Origin of the sequence: Pseudoxanthomonas putridarboris (genome assembly GCF_038321125.1) — a bacterium.
Lineage (GTDB): Bacteria > Pseudomonadota > Gammaproteobacteria > Xanthomonadales > Xanthomonadaceae > Pseudoxanthomonas_A > Pseudoxanthomonas_A putridarboris.
In genome coordinates this window covers 39169-55896 of record NZ_JBBWWT010000006.1, presented here as the reverse complement: position 1 = coordinate 55896, position 16728 = coordinate 39169, and the positions used below count along the sequence as shown (strand labels likewise).

Below are 16728 nucleotides of genomic sequence, written 5' to 3'. Positions count from 1 at the left end.
GCGGCGATCGTCCCGGGAGCGCCCGCTTTTCGCGGAACGCTCCAGGGACGGATCGACCCGGGCCATCACCAGCTGTACTTGGCCTGGAAGTTGACCTCGCGCCCTTCCATCGGACGCGCCAGCAACACGCCGCCGGCGGTGGTCGCCGAACCGAAGATGCGCGAGTTGCTCTCGGTCAGGCCCAGTTCGTTGGTCATGTTGGTGCCCCGCAGGTTGAACTGCCAGTTCTCGCCGACGTTGGTGGTGATGCCGAAGTCGATGGTGTGGTAGGAACCCAACTGCTGCAACGCGGACTGGTCCTGGGTGTGGTCGCCCACGTAGGTGTAGGTGACGTACGGCGTGATGTCGCCCCACGCCAGTTCGAACCGGTAGCTGGGCGTGAACATGGCGCGGAACTTCGGCTGGCGCTGCAACTGCCTGCCTTCGATCGGCGCGCAGGCGGCGTTGCCGTTGATGTCCGTGTACGGGAAGCAGGCATCGTAATCGGTGTACTCGCCGTCCAGGTAGTTGCCGACCAGTTGCAGGCGCAGGTTGTCGATCGGCGTCAGCACGCCGATGAAGTTCACGCCCCAGGATTCGGAACCATAGATCTGACGCTCGCCGGTCGGCGAGCCCAGTCCGTCGGTGGGCTGGTACTGCAGACCGCTGAACACGCGGCGGTAGGCGCTGATGTCGGCGTAGAGCAACGGCGACTGGTACTTGAAGCCGGCCTCGTAGTTGCGGATCTTGTGCATCGGCGGGAAGTCGCCGTTGGTGGTGCCGCGGATGCCGTTGTCGAAGTCGAGGAAATGGGCGCCGGTGTTGACGCGGCCGTAGGCGGACATGCGGTCGGTGAAGGCGTAGTTGGCGCCGGCGGTCCAGGTGGGATGCGTCTTGTCGTAGTGGATGCGCGAGAACGTGCCGTCGCACACCGGCACGCTGTTGTTGTAGAGCGTCAGCGGGTCGTTGTCCAGGTCGATGTTGACCAGGTTGCAGACGTTGTTCTTCGCATCCTGGTTCTCCAGGCGCCCGGACAGGTCCAGCAGCCACTTGCCGATGCGCCAGGAGTCCGACAGGTACAGCGCGGTATTGGTAGCGCTGCCGAACTGGGCGATATGGAAGCCGCCGAAGTCGGCGAAGCCCTGGCCGTCGGTGCGCTGGTAGACCTGTCCGCCGTCCGCGTAGCTGACCGTGATCGGCGTGGCGTTGGGCTCGTTGGTCATCAGCATCTGGTTGCCCAGCGACCACTTGTCGCTCATCGAGTAGTGGTTGACGTACAGGCCGACGGTAAGCGTGTTGCCTTCGAACAGGTCCTTGCTCAGGCGGAAGTCGTTGTTGAAGGCCTTCAGGTGCTTGTGGATGTGCCACCAGCCCTGCTGGATCACGCTCTGGTCCAGCGGCACCGCGCCGCCGCCGACGTAGTTGGCGGTCGCCGAACCGGCCGGCAACTGGAACCCGCCCGGCGTGCCGCTGGTGTAGAGCATGTCCTGCAGCGTCGCCGGGTTGTTGCCGGAGAACAGCGCGCTGGTGTCCATGTCCCCTTCGGTGTACAGGAAACGGTCGCTGATCGACCAGCCGCTGTCGAAGGCGTAGTCGAAGTTTCCGCCGACGAAGACCACGTCGGCGCCGCGGCCGTCCGCCAGGTCCGCGTCCTTGCCGCCGTTCGGATAGCTCGGCAGGTGCACGCGCCGGATCGCGTTGCTGTAGTAGGTGTCCTTCAGCGGATCGAACCCGGGATAGGCGCTGAAGCTGTCCCTGCCGCGCTGGATGACCGGGATCGGCGTGATGAACTGGTTCTTGTCGTTGAGGTAGCGCGCGTACAGCGTCAGGTTGCCGCGGTCGAAATCGTGCGCCAGCGTGGCGGTCAGCTGGCCGCCCTTGTCGGCCTTGAACTGCGGGTCGCGCACGCCGTCGGACTCGCGCCAGAAACCGCCGATGCTGCCGTACCAGCCCTCGGCCACCTTGAAGCCGGCGAAGCCGTCCAGCCGCCACAGCCCTTCGTTGCCGTAGGTCAGGCCGACGCTGCCGCTGGGCTCCTCGGTGCCGGTCTTGAGGAAGAAGTTGGCGCTGGCGCCCATCTGGCCGTCGGCGAACACCACGGACGGACCGCCCTGCAGGATTTCCACCGCTTCGACGGTGTCGTCCAGGCGGAACATCGAGGTGGTCTCGAAGAACGACAGCGTGGGCATGCCGTACAGCGGCGAGCCCATCAGCAGGGTGGAGAAGTACGGCGCATCGCCGCCGCCGGGGAAGCCGGCGATCTCGATGTTGGCGCCGGTCTGGCCGCCGGTCGATTCCGGCCACATGCCGGGCGAGATCTTCAGCAGGTCGGCCGTGCTCTTGGGATTGGCCTGTTTGATCTGCTCGGCGTTGGCGGTGACGATGTTGAAGCTGGCCTCCAGCTTGCGCACGCCGCCGGCGGCGGTACCGGACACCACGACGGTGTCCAGCGTGGAGGGCTCGGTTTGGCGCTCGGCCGGTGCGGTCTGCGCCGGCGGCTGCGCGGGCGCGTCCTGCGCCGCCGCGATGGCGGGGGCCAACGCGGTGGCGATGGCTGCGGACAGGGCATAACGGATCAATCGTGGTTTACGGTATTGCATGGTCTCCCTCCACTTGCATGTTGTGTTGTCTGCGGACTGTCCGCCGCGGCTTCTGTGGCCGCGTGCGGTCAAGGCGAAACGAAGTCCCTCAGGATGAAATCGGCGATGCGCGGGACCACCGCATCGGCGTGGCGCAGCGTGCGTGCATCGCCGATGCCGACCGCCGCCATGCCGGCGGCATGGATGGCGTCGATGCCGGCGGCGGCGTCTTCCACGCCGATGCACAGGTGGGCCGGCACGCCCAGCGCGGCCGCCACGTCCAGGAAAATCCCCGGGTCCGGTTTGGCGCGCACGATGCGGCCGGCGTCGGCGATGTAGTCGAAGCGGTCGGCGATGCCCAGCTTCTGCAGCAGCGTCGGCGCGTTGCGGCTGGCCGAGGCCAGCCCCAGCTTCAGGCCGGCCGCGCGCGCGGCATCCAGCACCCCGGTCACGCCGGCGAACAGGTCCTGCGGGCCGAAGCGTTCGATCTCCTGCACGTAGTAGCCGTTCTTGGTGTCGGCCAGCGCGCGCTTCTCCTCCGCGCCGTAGGCGCGCGTGGCGCGCTCCAGGATGATCTCCAGCGAGGCCATGCGGTCCACGCCCTTCAGGCGTTCGTTGACCTGCTGGTCGAACGGCACGCCGATCTCGTCGGCCAGCCGCTTCCATGCGCGGTAGTGCGTGTGCGCGGTGTCGGTCAGCACGCCGTCCAGGTCGAAGATCAGCGCGCGGCAGGCGCGCGGGAAGGCCGCCTTCGGTACGTCCGGCGCCTGCCGTGCGCGCACCTGCGTTTCACCGTGGCGCAACGCCACCTCGGCGCCGTCGTGCAAAAAGGTCAGTGCGTCGCCCTCGTCCAGCCGGTAACGGGCGCCGTGCGCGTCCACGTCCACGCGCAGGGCGCAACCGCGCCAGCGGAGATTGAAGCCGTAGCCCCGCCATTTCGCCGGCAGCGTCGGCGCGAAATGCAGCCGGCCGCCATGCACGCGCAGACCGCCGAAGCCCTGCGCCAGTCCCAGCCAGCTGCCGGCCATCGCCGCCATGTGCACGCCGTGGTCGGTGTTGCCGTGCAGGTCGTCCAGGTCCACCCGCAGGCTGGCGTCGAAGTAGCGCCAGGCCTTCTCGTCCTGCCCGACCTCGCTGGCGAGGATGCCGTACACCGGCGCCGACAGCGTGGAATCGTGCGTGGTCACCGCTTCGTAGTAATCGAAGTCGCGGCGCTTGGCGCCAAGGTCGACGCCGTCCCCGGCCAGCACCAGCGCCATCGCCACGTCGGCCTGCTTGCATATCTGGTGCCGGTACAGCGTGACCGGGTGGTAGTCGAGCAGCAGCGGACGGTGCGGTCCTTCCCGCTTCGGGAAGGGCCAGCGCGGCTTGTCGAGGAAACCGTCGTCCTGCGGGTGGATGCCCAGCGCTTCGTCGTACGGCAGGTACATCGCTTCGGCCGCGCGCTTCCACAGCGCGACCTCGTCATCGTCCAGGCCGATGCGCGCGGCCAGCGCCTGCAGGGCCTGCGGACGTTCCGCGCGCAGCCGTTCCCACGCCGCCGCCGCGCGCAGCAGGTGCCGCTGCGCCATGCGGTTGGTGTACCAGTTGTTGTTGACCAGCGCGGTGTACTCGTCCGGGCCGGTCACCTCGTGGATGCAGAACGCGCCGCCGCGGTGCGGATCGAAATGGCCGGCCTGCGGCCAGATGCGCGCGGTCTCGAAAAGAATCTCGGCGCCAGCCTCGCTGAGGAAGTCGAGATCGTCGCTGGCGTCGAGATAGAGGCCGATGCCGTGGGCGATGTCGGCGTTGATGTGGTACGCGGCCGAGCCGGTGGGGTAATGCGCGGAGCACTCGCCGCCGGCGATGGTGCGCCACGGGTAGAGCGCGCCGCGCGGATGGTTCATCGCCCGCGCCTGCGCGCGCGCGGCGTCCAGCGTGCGGTAACGGAACATCAGCATGGCGCGCGCCACGTCCGGCGCGGTGAACGCCATCACCGGCAGCACGAAGGCCTCGGTATCCCAGAAGCAATGCCCTTCGTAGCCTTCGCCGGTGATGCCCTTGGCGGCGGTGCCGTTGACGCCGTCGCGGCCGGCCGACTGCAGCAGGTGGAACAGGTTGAAGCGCAGTGCCAGCTCCGCGTCCGGATCGCCGTCCACCGAGATCCCGGCACGCTGCCAGAACGCCCGCATGGCGTCGGCCTGCGTCGCGGCGATGGCGGCGAAGCCCTGCCCGGCCGCGCGCGCCAGCACGGCCTGCACTTCGGCGTCGTGGTCGCCGCCCTCGGCATAGGCGACGAATTTCTCCAGCACCACCGACTGCCCGGGCCGCAGCGTGGCGCGATAGCGCTGCTCCACGCGTCCCGCCTGCGACGAAGCGCCGGCGAATGCCAGCCCATCGCCGGCCAGCCGATGCTTCTGCGCGCACGTCAGCGCGATGTCGCTGTGGTGCGTGCGCTGCGAGAGTTGCGCCGACGGTTCGCCCGCCTGCTCGCCGTATACCCGCATGTCTTCGCCGCCGGTCACGCCGATGCGCGGATCGTCGCCCTGCGCCACGGCCTGGCGGCCGGTCTCGATGGACGAGGCCAACGTCAACGGCCCGGTGTAGTCGATGGAGGCGACGCGGAACCGGATGGCCAGCAGCGCGCGCTCGGCCAGCGGCACGACGCGCTGCGCCCGGATCTCCAGCGTGTGGCCCTGCGCGGTCTTCAGCCGCAGAAGGCGATCGAGCGAGCCATTGGCGAGATCCAGCGTGCGCTCGAACTCCTGCCATTCGCTGCGGTCCAGCCGCAGCGGTTCATCGCCCAGCAGCAGGCGGATGTGCTTGCCTTCGGCCACCGGCACGCGCGTGTCGGTGCTGCGCGGAAAACCGGTGAAGCGTTCGTGGTAATGGATCGGGTTCTGCTCGAACACGCTGGACAGGAAGCTGCCGTCGCTGGGACTGTCGCCTTCCTCCAGCCCGCCGCGCACGCCCAGCGTGCCGTTGGCCAGCGCGAACAGGGTCTCGTCGCGCGCCGCGCGGTCGGGGTCGAAGCCGTGCTGGGTCAGCCGCCACGGGTCCACCTCCGGCGCCGCGCCCACCGATTCGACAAGCTGTTCCGTTACCTGTTCCCGATCCACCGATGTCCCCGTATCGATCCTGTTCCCGCACCCGGGCAGGCACGGCGGGACGGACGCTAGGAGCCGTTGTTATCGATGTCAAGTTATCGATGTCAATTCGCCATGAATGTGACTCCCACCCTCTTGCGCGACCTTCAAGGCGGCGCGGAGGTAGCGAAGAAAATCATTCCGGATCAACGGCTTGCCGGGCGGGAGCGGCAGCCTGCAGGCGACCGGACACGGGCCGGCGCCTGCCTCTCATCCGCTGCATCGCAGCAGTGGTTTGCGCTCAGGTGGCGCGCAGTACCAGGTGGGTGGGCAGGGTCTCGGACGTGGCGGGCTCGCCCTCGATCAGCGCCCGCACCTTGCGCGCCAGCAGCACGCCGGCATCGATGAAGTTCTGGTGCACCGAGCTGAGCGGTGGCACGTAGGTCGCGCCCAGCGGGGTGTCGTCGTAGCCGATCACCGAGATGTCCTCCGGCACGCGGCGGCCGCGCTCGATCAGCGCGCGGATCGCGCCGATCGCCAGCAGGTCGCTGGCGGCGAACAAGGCATCGACCTGCGGGTGCTTCTGCAACAGCGCATGCACGGCCTCGGCCCCGGCGCCGACGGTGAAGCTGGACACCATGGGCGTGAGTGGGGCGATGCCGTGCCGGGACAGCGCCTGGCTGAAGCCTTCCAGGCGTTCGGCGAACTCGCCGTGGGCGGGATCGCCCAGGAAGACGGGACGACTGCGGCCCAGCGCGATGAAGCGTTCGGCCGCCAGCGCGCCGCCACGGCGGTTGTCGCTGCCCACCACCACCTGCGTTTCGTGCCGGCTGACCGCGCCCCACACCACCATCGGACGGCCCCAGTTCTGCACTTCGTGCATGGCGTCCTCGTGCGCGCCCTGGCCCAGCAGGATCACGCCGTCGGCCGCCTGTACGTTGGGCAGCGCACCGCCCTGCAGGGACGTCAGCAGCACGCTGTAGCCGGTGGAGGTGAGCTCCTGGGTGATGCCGCCCAGCAGGTCCAGCGGATACGGGCCGGACATCTGCCGTTCGACCGTAGGCTTCATCTCCACCACCACCGCCACGGTCATGCTGCGGCGAAGGCGCAGGTTGCGCGCGCTGACGTTGAAGGCGTAGCCGTGCTGCTGCGCCACCTGCTTGATCCGGGCCGCTGTGTCGGGGTTCACCAGCGGACTGCCGGCAAGCGCGCGCGAAATGGTGATCGCGGAAACGCCGGCGATGCGGGCGAGATCCGCCATGGTGAGTCCCGCCCCGGACGATTGCTTGCCTTTTGTCGTCTGCTTCCGCGATGGCATCTTGGCGTGGGACATCGGCTCCGGGGTACGACCGCATCTTAGCGCAACGCCTATCCACCCGGATTCGGCTGCGTTCTGGCGCGGGCACCCGGATGTTCCCGCACCATGGCGACGTGGTCGAACGTGCGGCGGACGAAGCGCGGCAGCCGCTGGAAGAACTTCACGATGGCGCCGCGGGCGGCCTGCGATTCCAGTGGTTCCGGATCGCAAAGGAAGGCATGCGCTCTGGCCTTCGTGGACACGCGGCTCGACAAGCACTCCCGCTTCGACCGGCAGCACGTGGCGGCGCATGGGCGCGCTCACCGGGAAGTCACGTGCCATTGATCGGCGCATCCGCGGCACACACCAGTCCGGCCACGCCGGCAAGCACGCCATCGCAGAACCGCCGGCCCGTCACGACCGGCCCGTGCTTGCGAAGACCTTCGACGCGGCTGCGCCTCCCGCGCAGGAAGCTTGCTGCGATGCAATGCGGGCCATGTCGTTTCCCTGCGCCGACGTGACGAAGGGAACCATCCGCCGGGAAAGCCGTCGATGTCCTGCATTCGCGGGATACGCACGCGTTTCCAATGCCCCGACGATTTTTCCGGGGAGTCATGAACCGTATCCGGCATCGATGCGTCGTCGCCCGCCACTTGACACTTCCCGCACGCGATTGATATCGGTGGCGCCCACGATGACATCGATACCAACCGCGCGCCCGGCAGGACTGCCATCGACAGTGCGTGATCCCCCGGGAGGGGAACCCATGAAGCCGAATGCACCACCCCGCACGCTCACGGCACCGCTATCGGCACTGTCCTTTCTGCCCATCCTGGCGGCTGTCCTGGCGGCTCTCCTGGCCGGGTGCGCGGCCTATCCGGGCCTGGATCGCCCGTCGATGCATGAAGACAGGGCGGCTGTCCTTCGCGAACGTCTTCTCGATGGGCGATCCGGAGACGTCATGATCGTGGCCCACCGTGCCTGCTGGGCGGAAGGGCCGCCGGAGAACTCGCTGGACGCCATCGCCAGCTGCATCCGGATGGGTGTCGAAATGGTCGAGATCGATGTCGCCATCACCCGGGATGGCGTACCGGTATTGATGCACGATCCGACCCTCGACCGCACGACCGACGGTGCCGGCAGGGTCGAGGATCGCACCCTGGCGGAGATCAAGGCCCTCCGCCTGCGGCGCGCCGCAGGCGGGACGGCGGCGCCGCTGACGGAAGAGCGGATTCCCACGCTGGAGCAAGCGCTTCGCATCGCCAAGGGAAAGATCCTGATCAACCTCGATGTCAAAGGCGAACTGTTCGGCCAGGCGTTCGCCGTGGTCGAGCGCGTGGGCGTCGCCGACCAGATCCTCATGAAGATGGATGCCTTTCCCGAGGACAGCGAACTGCTGCAGGCGGCCTTTCTCCACAAGACGATGTTCATGCCCATCATCCGGGAGTGCGGGATCCATCCGGTGCCCGCGAAATGCTCGCCGCGCCTGAGCGACATCGTGCCGCGCTACGACGCGCTCGCCCCTGTCGCCTACGAACTCGTCTTCGCCGACCTGGCATGGCTGGGCGAAGGCCGCGAGGCGATGCGGGAAGGGGCCGGGCGCATCTGGGTCAACACGCTCAATCCCTATCTGGCGGCGGGCGTGACGGACGAGAAGGCGTTGCAGGATCCCGATGCGAACTGGGGCAAGGTGCTCGACATGGGAGCGAACATGATCCAGACCGACCAGCCGAGAACGCTGATCGCCTATCTCGAATCCAGGAAAGGCTTGCCGGCGCGCCAGCCTGCCGAGCGGGGAGACGGACGATGACATTTTCGCGACGGCGTTTTCTTTCCGGCAGCGTGCTGTCGTCGATCGCGGCGTTGACCGGCGCGGGCGTGGCAAGCGCTGTAGCGGAGGAACGCAAACCGGCCGTGGCCGCACCTGCGGCGCGCGGACCGCGCAACGTACTGCTGATCGTCGCCGACGACCAGGGCCTTGACGCGGGCGTCTACGGCGGACCGGTCCGCACGCCGGCGATCGACGCGCTCGCCGCGGAGGGCTGCCTGTTCGAGCAGGCCTATGCGACGGTGTCCTCGTGCAGCCCGAGCCGTTCGGTGCTGTACACCGGGCTGTATTCGCATACCAACGGCATGTACGGCCTGGCGCACGGCGCCCACAACCAGTCGTTGCTGGCGGGTGTGCGGACCTTGCCGTGGCGCTTCAGGCAGGCCGGCCATGCCACGGCGCTGGTCGGCAAGCACCACGTGACGCCGGAATCCGCGCTTCCCTACGACGCCTGGCTGGCGCCGGAACAGCCGGGCAACCGCGATGTCGCCTTCATGGCGCGCGAGGCGGGCCGTTTCATCCGCGCGCAGGGCGGGCGCCCGTTCTTCCTGACCGTGGGCTACAGCGATCCGCATCGCGCCGAACGCGATTTCGCCAACGCGGACTGGCCGCAGGTCGAACGCATGCGCTATTCGCCGGTCGATGTCGTGGTGCCGGACCACCTGCCCGACCTGCCGGACGTGCGTACCGATCTGGCGCAGTACTACGAATCGGTCAGCCGGCTCGACGCCGGCATCGGCCTGCTGCTGGCGCAACTGCACGAGGCCGGCCACGGCGACGACACCCTGGTGGTCTATCTCAGCGACAACGGGCGCGCCTTCCCCGGCGCCAAGACCACCCTGTACGACGCCGGCATCCACCTGCCGCTGGTGATCCGCGCGCCGGGACGCGGCGTCGCCGGCCTGCGCAGCGATGCGATGGTCAGCTGGATCGACATCGCGCCGACGCTGCTGGACTGGGCCGGGATCGCGGTGCCGGAAGACGAACCGCACGGCGCCTTGCCCGGCCGTTCGCTGCTGCCGCTGCTGGCCGGCGGCGCGACCACCGGCCGGGATGCCATCTACGGCTCGCACGGCTTCCACGAGATCGACCAGTACTACCCGATGCGCACGGTGCGCAACAGGCGCCACCAGTACATCCTCAACCTCGCGCCGGAGCTGCCGTATCCGATCGCCGGCGATGTGGCCTCGTCGCCGAGCTGGGCCGCGATCCGCGCCGAGCCGGGCGCGCGGTTGGGCAGGCGCACGCTGGAGGCGTTCCTGCACCGGCCCGCCGAGGAACTCTACGACCTGCAAGCCGATCCCGCACAGGTGGACAATCTCGCCGCCGATCCGGCCCATGGCGAAGTCCTCGCCACGCTCCGCCGGCAACTGACCGACTGGCGTGCCCGCACCCGCGACCCGTGGCTCAGCGGGCAGACCTCGCCGTTCGGGCACGCGGGGCATTGACCGGAACCCGGGAAAACCATGCTACGGAATCGGTATCAGCCGAGGATGGGAACGCCGCGTGACCGGCCACCGCCTCAGCCGCGCGCGCGGCTGGCTTCGTAACGGGCGATATGGGCATCGACCGGCGTGGCGGCGATGATCCGGCCAATTTCCGGCATCAACAGATCGTCGAGCTTCTTGAAGCGCAGGCAGCTCTTGCCCATGTCCAGTTTCCTGCCCGCCTTGGCGTAGGCGGCCCGCAATGCCTCTTCGTGCCCGGAGTCGGCGTGCACGCACATCAGGTACAGCGCGTAGTGGTTCTTCTGCGCCGCCAGTGCCACGTAGCTCAGCGGCTGCTTGTTGTAGGTGACCGGGTAGCGCGACAGCGGGACTTCCCAGCTGATCATCCCCCAGTTCATGGTCTCCACATAGCCATCCGGAAGGTGTCGGTTGACCAGGTCGCGCACGGAGGACACCACCGCGCGCCGGTCCTCCGGCAACTCGGCCAGGTAGGCCTCCACCGTTTTCGCCTTGCTGCCGGCCATTGTCGTCCTCCCTGTCCCGCGCTGGGCGGACCTTAACGCAGCGGCATGCCGGCGTCACCCACGCGCCGTCGGTCTCGCGGCGGCGGCTTGCTCCCTTCGCCAATGGAGGCGAAGCACGCTGCGCGATGGATGTCGAAGCGGCCTTCGATGAAGGATCGAACGCCGCCGTCGATCGCATGCGATGCGAACGGATGAACCGCTTCATCAAGATCGCTGTGCAGTGAAAACATCATGAACCTGCGCTGGATTCTCATGTGAGTTGCGATCAATTCATGTCGGGCGGTGGCGCGCGTTCATGCGCGGATGGTTACGGTGCGCACGCCCTGATCCAGTGCGAATGCCCGAACGCGCATCGATGGAACAGGGCGACATAAGAACACAACAGGAGAACCCCACATGACTTCGTTCCGTATTTCGACGCTTGCGCTTGCCTCGCTGATCGCCGTTTCCCCGGCCGCCTTCGCACAGGACGGCACCGACGCTTCCACCGGCAAGCGCTTTGCCGTGGTCGGCGGCGCCGCCATCCTGCATCCCGATTCAGACCCGCTGCCGGGCGCCCGCATCGACATCGACGGCGACGTCGCGCCGGTGATCAGCGCCAGCTGGTACGCCACCGACAACATCGCGGTGGAACTGTGGGGCGCGGCCGACAAGTTCAACCACCGCGTGCGCGGCGACGCCGGCAAGATCGGCACCGTCGAGCAGCAGCCGGTGGCGCTGAGCGGCCAGTATCATTTCGGCGCGCCCGACAAGGTGATCCGCCCGTTCGTGGGCCTGGGCTACTACGAGTCTAACTTCAGCAGCGAGGACATCGCCGGCGGCGGCGACCACGTGGGCCTGGAAACGGCCAAGGGCGCCATGGCCACGGCCGGCGTGGACTTCAACATCAACCAGCGCTGGTTCGCCCGCGCCGACGCCCGCTACCTGAAGGGCGATTCGGAAATGCGCGTGGCCGGCCAGGGCACCGGCGATGAATTGACACTGGACCCATGGGTGGTGGGTGTGGGTATCGGCGCGCGCTTCTGATCATTCCTTCGCGCCGATGCCGGCGGCGGGTCCTTCGGGGCCCGCCGTTTCTGTTTCAGGTGCGGCCCATCAACCGGCTCAACCGCGCCACCCGCCATTTCACACCCCAGGCATAGGCCAGGTAATACCCCAGCAGCAGGCCCGCCACCGCCACCAGGCCGCCGTGGCCACTCCACAACGTGGCTGCCTGCACGACGGCATCGGCCTGCCAATAGCGCGCCAGCTGGAAGAACCCCAACGCGATGCGTGCGGCCACGACCACCAGCAGCGCCAGCACCAGCCAGGCATTCGGCTGGTAGAACACGCCCTGCGGCGCGACCTCCCAGCGCGTCAGCCAGACACCGACGATGCCCAGCAACGCGCCGACAGCCAGTCCCAGGGCGGCATGGAACAGGCTGTCCGGCCACCAGACCAGGCTCACCGCGGTGGCCGCCAGGAAGATCGCCACCGACAGCAGCAGTCCCCACGCGTTGATCGCCAGCACCCAGCCCCGCGCGAGGCGGCGGGCACGGCCGTAGCGATAGCGCTGCCACAGCGACAGCGGCAGCAGCACGACCCAGAGCAGGGGCAACAGCAGCAGAAGGAGCAGCAGCAGGAAGGGCATGGCCGGCATGATGCCGCAAAGTAGGTGAGGATCGCCGCGACCGATGCGACCGATGCGCTCAGGGATGTTCGGCTTCCGCGTGCACCTTCTCGCGCCGCAGCAGGTAGAGACCGCTGGCCACGATGATGGCCGCGCCGATCCAGGTGATGCCGTCGGGCAGCACGCCCCACAGCGCCAGGTCCAGCGTCACGCCCCAGACCAGCGCGGTGTATTCCAGCGGCGCGATCAGCGAGGCTTCGCCACGACGGAAGGCTTCGGTCAATGCCACCTGCGCCAGCGACCCGGCGATGCCGACGCCGGCGACGATCCACAGGTGATCGGTCCGCAATGGCGTCCATCCCGGCAGCGCCAGCAACCACGCGCCCAGCGACAGCAGCGCCATGAACCAGAACACCATCGCCTGCGTGCTCTCGCGGCGGGCCAGCATGCGCACGGTGATGGCGCCTGCCGCATAGCAGATGGTCGCGACCAGGATGGCCAGGCCGCCGCCGGTCAACATGCCTTCGCCAGTGGGCCGCAGGATCACCAGCACGCCGACCAGGCCGATCACGATGGCGGTCCAGCGGCCCGCGCCGACCTTCTCGCCCAGCAGCGGCCCCGCCATCGCCGTGACCAGCAGCGGGGCGACGAAGGTGATGGCGTACGCCGTGGACAGCGGCAGCGTACGCAGGCCATAGACGAACCCGTATATCATCGCGATGCCCAGCAGCCCGCGCAGCAGATGCAGCGGCCAATGCACGCGCAGCAGCGTGGCGGGTTTCACCGTGGCCAGCACCCACAGCGTCACCAGCGGCAGCGACGACAGCCCGCGCAGCGCGGCCACCTGCAGCGGCGGATAGTGCGGCGACAGCAGCTTCAGCCCCGCATCCATCAGCGCGAACATCAGGACGGCCAGCAGCATCAGGACGATGGCGGCGACGTGGGGGTGGCGGGACTCCATGCGCCATTATCCCCCGGCCGCGACGCCGTTGCGGCCGGCGGGCTAAAATCCGCGGGCATCCGCAAGGAAACCCGACCATGCCCTCTTTCGACGTCGTCTCCGAAGTCAACCTGCACGAACTGACCAACGCGGTCGACCAGGCCAACCGCGAGCTGTCCACCCGCTTCGACTTCAAGGGCGTGGACGCCAAGTTCGTGCTGGAGGACAAGCTGATCACCCAGTCCGCGCCCAGCGACTTCCAGCTCAAGCAGATGACCGACATTTTGCGCGCGCGCCTGATCGCGCGGCAGATCGATGCGCGCTGCCTGGAGTTCGACGACGTGGAGACCAACCTGGCCGGCGCGCGCCAGAAGATCACCGTCAAGCAGGGCATCGAGCAGAAGCTGGGCAAGAAGATCGTCGCCGCCATCAAGGACGCCAGGCTGAAGGTGGAAGCGCAGATCAACGGCGACAAGCTGCGCGTGACCGGCAAGAAGCGCGACGACCTACAGGACGTCATCGCCCTGCTGAAGAAGACCGAGTTCGAACTCCCCCTGCAATTCGACAATTTCCGTGACTGACGCACCACCGGATGCCGGCGACGGCGCCGATCCGATCGCCGCGACGCGCCGCTGGCTGGAGCGCGCGGTGATCGGGCTGAACCTGTGCCCGTTCGCCAAGGCGGTGTACGTGAAGCAGCAGGTGCGCTTCGTGCTGAGCGACGCGACCACGCCGGAGGCGTTGCTGGAACAACTGGCCGAAGAACTGGTGCTGCTGCGCGACGCCGACCCGGCGGAGGTGGACACCACCCTGATCGTGCACCCGGACGTGCTGGCCGACTTCCTGGACTACAACGACTTCCTGGAGAACGCCGACGCCGCGATCGAGGCGCTGGACCTGCAGGGCGAACTGCAGGTGGCCAGCTTCCATCCGGACTACCAGTTCGCCGGCACCGCACCGAACGACATCGGCAACTACACCAACCGCTCGCCCTACCCCACTCTGCACCTGCTGCGCGAAGCCAGCATCGACCGCGCGGTGGAGGCCTACCCCGACCCGTATGTCATCGTCGAACGGAATCTGGAAACGATGGACAGGCTGGGACACGAAGGCTGGCGGAAGCTGTTCGCCGACTGACGCTCACACGCTTTCCGGCCAGGGTGGATTAGGCTGGCGCCATCGTCCGCCGCCCCGGAGCCGCCATGTCGATCGTGCCGCCGCCCACCGCCTGGAACCCTCAGCCGCTCGCCGATCGCGTGGTGTTGGTGACCGGAGGCGCCCAGGGGATCGGACGGGGCATTGCGCAGGCGGTGCTCGGCGCGGGTGGACGCGTGGTCATCGGCGACCTGGACGCGGACGCCGGCAAGGCCTGCTTGCGCGAATGGGAGCGGCCTGGGCACGCCGCGTTCTTCCGGCTGGATGTCGCCAGCGAAGGCAGCGTCGCGCGTTTCGTCGGGAAGGCGTTATCGCGTTTCGGCCACATCGATGGGCTGGTGAACAACGCCGGCATTGCCGACCCGCACGTGCCGCCGTTGCCCGAACTGGACTGGAAGGAATGGAACCACCGGCTGTCCAGCCTGCACGGCGCCTTCCTGTGCAGCAAGCATGTACTGCCCGCGTTGGGCGAGCAGGGCGGCGCCATCGTCAACATCGCCTCCACTCGCGCGCACCAGTCCGAACCGCATAGCGAGGCCTATGCCGCCGCCAAGGGCGGATTGGTCGCCTTCACCCATGCACTGGCGATCAGCGCGGGCCCGAAGGTGCGGGTGAACTGCATCAGCCCCGGCTGGATCGCCACCGACGCCTGGCAGTCGCCCGCCAGCAGGCGCCGGCCGAAACTATCGCGCAAGGATCACGCACAGCACCCCGCCGGCCGCGTGGGCGTGCCGGAAGACATCGGCGCGCTGGCGGTTTACCTGCTCTCGGAAGCGCTGTCCGGCTTCATCACCGGCCAGGATTTCATCGTCGATGGCGGCATGACCCGGAAAATGCAGTACGCCTGATCTCGCCGCCTCCTTCCGTAGGAGCGACGTCAGTCGCGACCGCAGGCTCTGACCGCCATCAGCCATCGAAGTTCTCCTCATCCTGGGAGCGGTCGCGATGGACATCGCCCCGCCATGGATGAAGAAGTCAAAGCCATACGGCATTCCAGTAGGGATAACAGCGGACGCTTTGCGTCAATCCCGCCCTGAGCGGGTTGGCGATGACGTACCGCGCAGCCGCCAGCAGATTCTCGTCCGAGCGCAACGCGCGATCATGGAAGCTTGGCGCCCATACATCCGGAAATCCGGGCATTTTCGAACGCAGCACTCTGGCCGTGTTCGATTTCAACTTCTGGACACAGACCGACAGACTGTCCATCGGCCCCAGCTCCACCAGGCCATGCCAGTGATCGGGCATCAGAACCCAGGCCAGCAAGCGTGAGCGATACCAGAGCCGCGCATCGGTGATGGCACGCGCCATGATGCATGCCGCCTCGTGGTCGGCGAAAAGACAAGCACGATCTTTCGTCGTGAAAGTCACCAGATATACCTGGCCGGTCAGGGAAACCCGCCCTGTCCGCAATGCGGCGTGTCCTGGTGATTTCATTCGTGAATCAGTCGCCATGGCAGGAGGCTAGTCCGGCCCTCGGCACACCGATATAGGAGTACTCCTGATTGCAGTGTCGGACTATGCCGTGCGGTCGCGGCTGACGTCGCTCCTACAATAGGGTTGCGCACCGTAGCAGCGACGTCAGTCGCGACCATGGACCTAAAGAGGTCCGAACAATACCCGCAGGTCCACCTCGCCCAGTATCCGCCACTGCCCCGCCGGAAGATCGTCCAGCGTCAGGCCACCGATGCGGCTGCGGTGAAGCGCTTCGACGTGGTTGCCCACGGCGGCGAACATGCGGCGCACCTGGTGGTAACGACCCTCGGTGAGCGTCAGCCGCGCATGGCGCGGATCGATCGTTTCCAGTCCGGCCGGCGCCAACGGCGTCTGCTCGGATTCCAGCATCAGCGTGCCGCTCGCGAAGAGGTCGGCTTCGTCGCCGCGCAGATCCTGTGCCAATGTCGCCTCGTACACCTTCGGCAGGTTCGACCTGGGCGAGATGATCCGGTGCAGCAGCGCGCCGTCGTCGGTCAGCAGCAGCAGGCCGCTGGTATCGCGGTCCAGCCGCCCCACCGTGGACAACGCGGGCGAACGGGCGCGGAAGCGCGATGGGAACAGGTCGTGGACGATGCGCCCCGGGTCCTTGGTGGAGCAGGTGTAGCCCACCGGCTTGTGCAGCAGGATCGCCAGGCCCGGCGCCGGGTCCAGCGGTTCGCCATCGACGCGGATGTTGCCGTGGTCCACCGGATCGTCGGCATACAGCACCTCGCCGTCGGCATCGGTGATGCGGCCCTCTCGGAACATCATCTGCACCTGCTTGCGGCTGCCATAGCCCAGGTTGGCGATGTGCTTGACGATCTTCATGCG

At 67.8% G+C, this 16728-nt stretch carries 16 protein-coding genes; 7 read left to right on the top strand and 9 right to left on the bottom strand.

What is annotated here, in order from left to right; translation table 11 throughout:
* Nucleotides 1-65: 65 nt before the first annotated feature.
* The 3 genes from AAD027_RS13495 to AAD027_RS13485 all read right to left on the bottom strand — a co-directional run bounded on the left by AAD027_RS13495 (nucleotide 66) and on the right by AAD027_RS13485 (nucleotide 6884).
* Nucleotides 66-2579, bottom strand: coding sequence for a TonB-dependent receptor (locus tag AAD027_RS13495; protein WP_341726546.1), 2514 nt, complete (start codon nucleotides 2577-2579; stop codon nucleotides 66-68).
* 68 nt (nucleotides 2580-2647) lie between these two features.
* The gene (gene pgmB / locus AAD027_RS13490) at nucleotides 2648-5656 is read right to left on the bottom strand and encodes a beta-phosphoglucomutase (RefSeq protein WP_341726545.1); all 3009 of its coding nucleotides are present in this window, start codon (nucleotides 5654-5656) and stop codon (nucleotides 2648-2650) included.
* Between the two features lie 268 nt (nucleotides 5657-5924).
* Nucleotides 5925-6884 (bottom strand): LacI family DNA-binding transcriptional regulator, encoded by a 960-nt coding sequence (locus tag AAD027_RS13485; protein ID WP_341726544.1) that lies wholly within the window; start codon nucleotides 6882-6884, stop codon nucleotides 5925-5927.
* 162 nt (nucleotides 6885-7046) lie between these two features.
* On the opposite strand from AAD027_RS13485, the gene AAD027_RS13480 reads away from it, so the two are divergent.
* The 3 genes from AAD027_RS13480 to AAD027_RS13470 all read left to right on the top strand — a co-directional run bounded on the left by AAD027_RS13480 (nucleotide 7047) and on the right by AAD027_RS13470 (nucleotide 10196).
* Nucleotides 7047-7265 carry a hypothetical protein gene (locus AAD027_RS13480; RefSeq protein ID WP_341726543.1) on the top strand — a complete coding sequence of 73 codons (219 nt, stop codon included), beginning with the start codon at nucleotides 7047-7049 and terminating at the stop codon, nucleotides 7263-7265.
* A gap of 421 nt (nucleotides 7266-7686) precedes the next feature.
* Nucleotides 7687-8730: a glycerophosphodiester phosphodiesterase family protein gene (locus AAD027_RS13475; protein ID WP_341726542.1), complete on the top strand. Its 1044-nt coding sequence runs from the start codon at nucleotides 7687-7689 to the stop codon at nucleotides 8728-8730.
* Nucleotides 8727-10196, top strand: coding sequence for a sulfatase family protein (locus tag AAD027_RS13470; protein WP_341726541.1), 1470 nt, complete (start codon nucleotides 8727-8729; stop codon nucleotides 10194-10196). Before AAD027_RS13475 ends, AAD027_RS13470 begins: the two co-directional genes overlap by 4 nt.
* Before the next feature lie 74 nt (nucleotides 10197-10270).
* On the opposite strand, the gene AAD027_RS13465 is transcribed toward AAD027_RS13470, so the two are convergent.
* Together AAD027_RS13465 and AAD027_RS13460 are read right to left on the bottom strand one after the other, a co-directional pair.
* On the bottom strand, nucleotides 10271-10720 hold the full coding sequence (locus AAD027_RS13465) for a DUF1801 domain-containing protein (RefSeq protein ID WP_341726540.1): 450 nt from the start codon (nucleotides 10718-10720) through the stop codon (nucleotides 10271-10273).
* Between the two features lie 32 nt (nucleotides 10721-10752).
* On the bottom strand, nucleotides 10753-10974 hold the full coding sequence (locus tag AAD027_RS13460) for a hypothetical protein (protein ID WP_341726539.1): 222 nt from the start codon (nucleotides 10972-10974) through the stop codon (nucleotides 10753-10755).
* A gap of 142 nt (nucleotides 10975-11116) precedes the next feature.
* Here AAD027_RS13460 and AAD027_RS13455 point away from each other — a divergent pair, with 142 nt between their 5' ends.
* On the top strand, nucleotides 11117-11746 hold the full coding sequence (locus AAD027_RS13455; RefSeq protein WP_341726538.1) for an OmpW/AlkL family protein: 630 nt from the start codon (nucleotides 11117-11119) through the stop codon (nucleotides 11744-11746).
* Between the two features lie 55 nt (nucleotides 11747-11801).
* Here AAD027_RS13455 and AAD027_RS13450 read toward each other — a convergent pair whose 3' ends face one another.
* Together AAD027_RS13450 and AAD027_RS13445 are read right to left on the bottom strand one after the other, a co-directional pair.
* Nucleotides 11802-12350, bottom strand: coding sequence for a DUF1453 domain-containing protein (locus AAD027_RS13450; RefSeq protein WP_341726537.1), 549 nt, complete (start codon nucleotides 12348-12350; stop codon nucleotides 11802-11804).
* A gap of 58 nt (nucleotides 12351-12408) precedes the next feature.
* Nucleotides 12409-13290 (bottom strand): DMT family transporter, encoded by an 882-nt coding sequence (locus AAD027_RS13445; RefSeq protein WP_341726536.1) that lies wholly within the window; start codon nucleotides 13288-13290, stop codon nucleotides 12409-12411.
* A 77-nt stretch (nucleotides 13291-13367) separates the two neighbouring features.
* On the opposite strand from AAD027_RS13445, the gene AAD027_RS13440 reads away from it, so the two are divergent.
* The 3 genes from AAD027_RS13440 (at nucleotide 13368) to AAD027_RS13430 (ending at nucleotide 15272) form a co-directional block, all read left to right on the top strand.
* Nucleotides 13368-13850, top strand: a complete 483-nt coding sequence (locus tag AAD027_RS13440) for a YajQ family cyclic di-GMP-binding protein (protein WP_341726535.1) — start codon at nucleotides 13368-13370, stop codon at nucleotides 13848-13850.
* The gene (locus AAD027_RS13435; protein WP_341726534.1) at nucleotides 13843-14406 is read left to right on the top strand and encodes a DUF1415 domain-containing protein; all 564 of its coding nucleotides are present in this window, start codon (nucleotides 13843-13845) and stop codon (nucleotides 14404-14406) included. Before AAD027_RS13440 ends, AAD027_RS13435 begins: the two co-directional genes overlap by 8 nt.
* Before the next feature lie 65 nt (nucleotides 14407-14471).
* Nucleotides 14472-15272 (top strand): SDR family oxidoreductase, encoded by an 801-nt coding sequence (locus AAD027_RS13430; protein WP_341726533.1) that lies wholly within the window; start codon nucleotides 14472-14474, stop codon nucleotides 15270-15272.
* Between the two features lie 127 nt (nucleotides 15273-15399).
* On the opposite strand, the gene AAD027_RS13425 is transcribed toward AAD027_RS13430, so the two are convergent.
* Nucleotides 15400-15876: an REP-associated tyrosine transposase gene (locus AAD027_RS13425; RefSeq protein WP_341726532.1), complete on the bottom strand. Its 477-nt coding sequence runs from the start codon at nucleotides 15874-15876 to the stop codon at nucleotides 15400-15402.
* 144 nt (nucleotides 15877-16020) lie between these two features.
* Nucleotides 16021-16725: a pseudouridine synthase gene (locus AAD027_RS13420; protein WP_341726531.1), complete on the bottom strand. Its 705-nt coding sequence runs from the start codon at nucleotides 16723-16725 to the stop codon at nucleotides 16021-16023.
* Nucleotides 16726-16728 lie beyond the last annotated feature (3 nt).

Excerpts from the sequence above, each read along its gene's own strand:
- AAD027_RS13430 (WP_341726533.1), top strand. The coding sequence starts at position 14,472 with ATGTCGATCGTGCCGCCGCCCACCGCCTGGAACCCTCAGCCGCTCGCC.
- AAD027_RS13460 (WP_341726539.1), bottom strand. The coding sequence starts at position 10,974 with ATGAGAATCCAGCGCAGGTTCATGATGTTTTCACTGCACAGCGATCTT.
- AAD027_RS13475 (WP_341726542.1), top strand. The coding sequence starts at position 7,687 with ATGAAGCCGAATGCACCACCCCGCACGCTCACGGCACCGCTATCGGCA.
- AAD027_RS13425 (WP_341726532.1), bottom strand. The coding sequence starts at position 15,876 with ATGGCGACTGATTCACGAATGAAATCACCAGGACACGCCGCATTGCGG.
- AAD027_RS13455 (WP_341726538.1), top strand. The coding sequence starts at position 11,117 with ATGACTTCGTTCCGTATTTCGACGCTTGCGCTTGCCTCGCTGATCGCC.
- AAD027_RS13470 (WP_341726541.1), top strand. The coding sequence starts at position 8,727 with ATGACATTTTCGCGACGGCGTTTTCTTTCCGGCAGCGTGCTGTCGTCG.
- AAD027_RS13480 (WP_341726543.1), top strand. The coding sequence starts at position 7,047 with ATGGCGACGTGGTCGAACGTGCGGCGGACGAAGCGCGGCAGCCGCTGG.
- AAD027_RS13465 (WP_341726540.1), bottom strand. The coding sequence starts at position 10,720 with ATGGCCGGCAGCAAGGCGAAAACGGTGGAGGCCTACCTGGCCGAGTTG.
- AAD027_RS13450 (WP_341726537.1), bottom strand. The coding sequence starts at position 12,350 with ATGCCCTTCCTGCTGCTGCTCCTTCTGCTGCTGTTGCCCCTGCTCTGG.
- AAD027_RS13440 (WP_341726535.1), top strand. The coding sequence starts at position 13,368 with ATGCCCTCTTTCGACGTCGTCTCCGAAGTCAACCTGCACGAACTGACC.
- AAD027_RS13495 (WP_341726546.1), bottom strand. The coding sequence starts at position 2,579 with ATGCAATACCGTAAACCACGATTGATCCGTTATGCCCTGTCCGCAGCC.
- AAD027_RS13445 (WP_341726536.1), bottom strand. The coding sequence starts at position 13,290 with ATGGAGTCCCGCCACCCCCACGTCGCCGCCATCGTCCTGATGCTGCTG.
- AAD027_RS13420 (WP_341726531.1), bottom strand. The coding sequence starts at position 16,725 with ATGAAGATCGTCAAGCACATCGCCAACCTGGGCTATGGCAGCCGCAAG.
- AAD027_RS13485 (WP_341726544.1), bottom strand. The coding sequence starts at position 6,884 with ATGGCGGATCTCGCCCGCATCGCCGGCGTTTCCGCGATCACCATTTCG.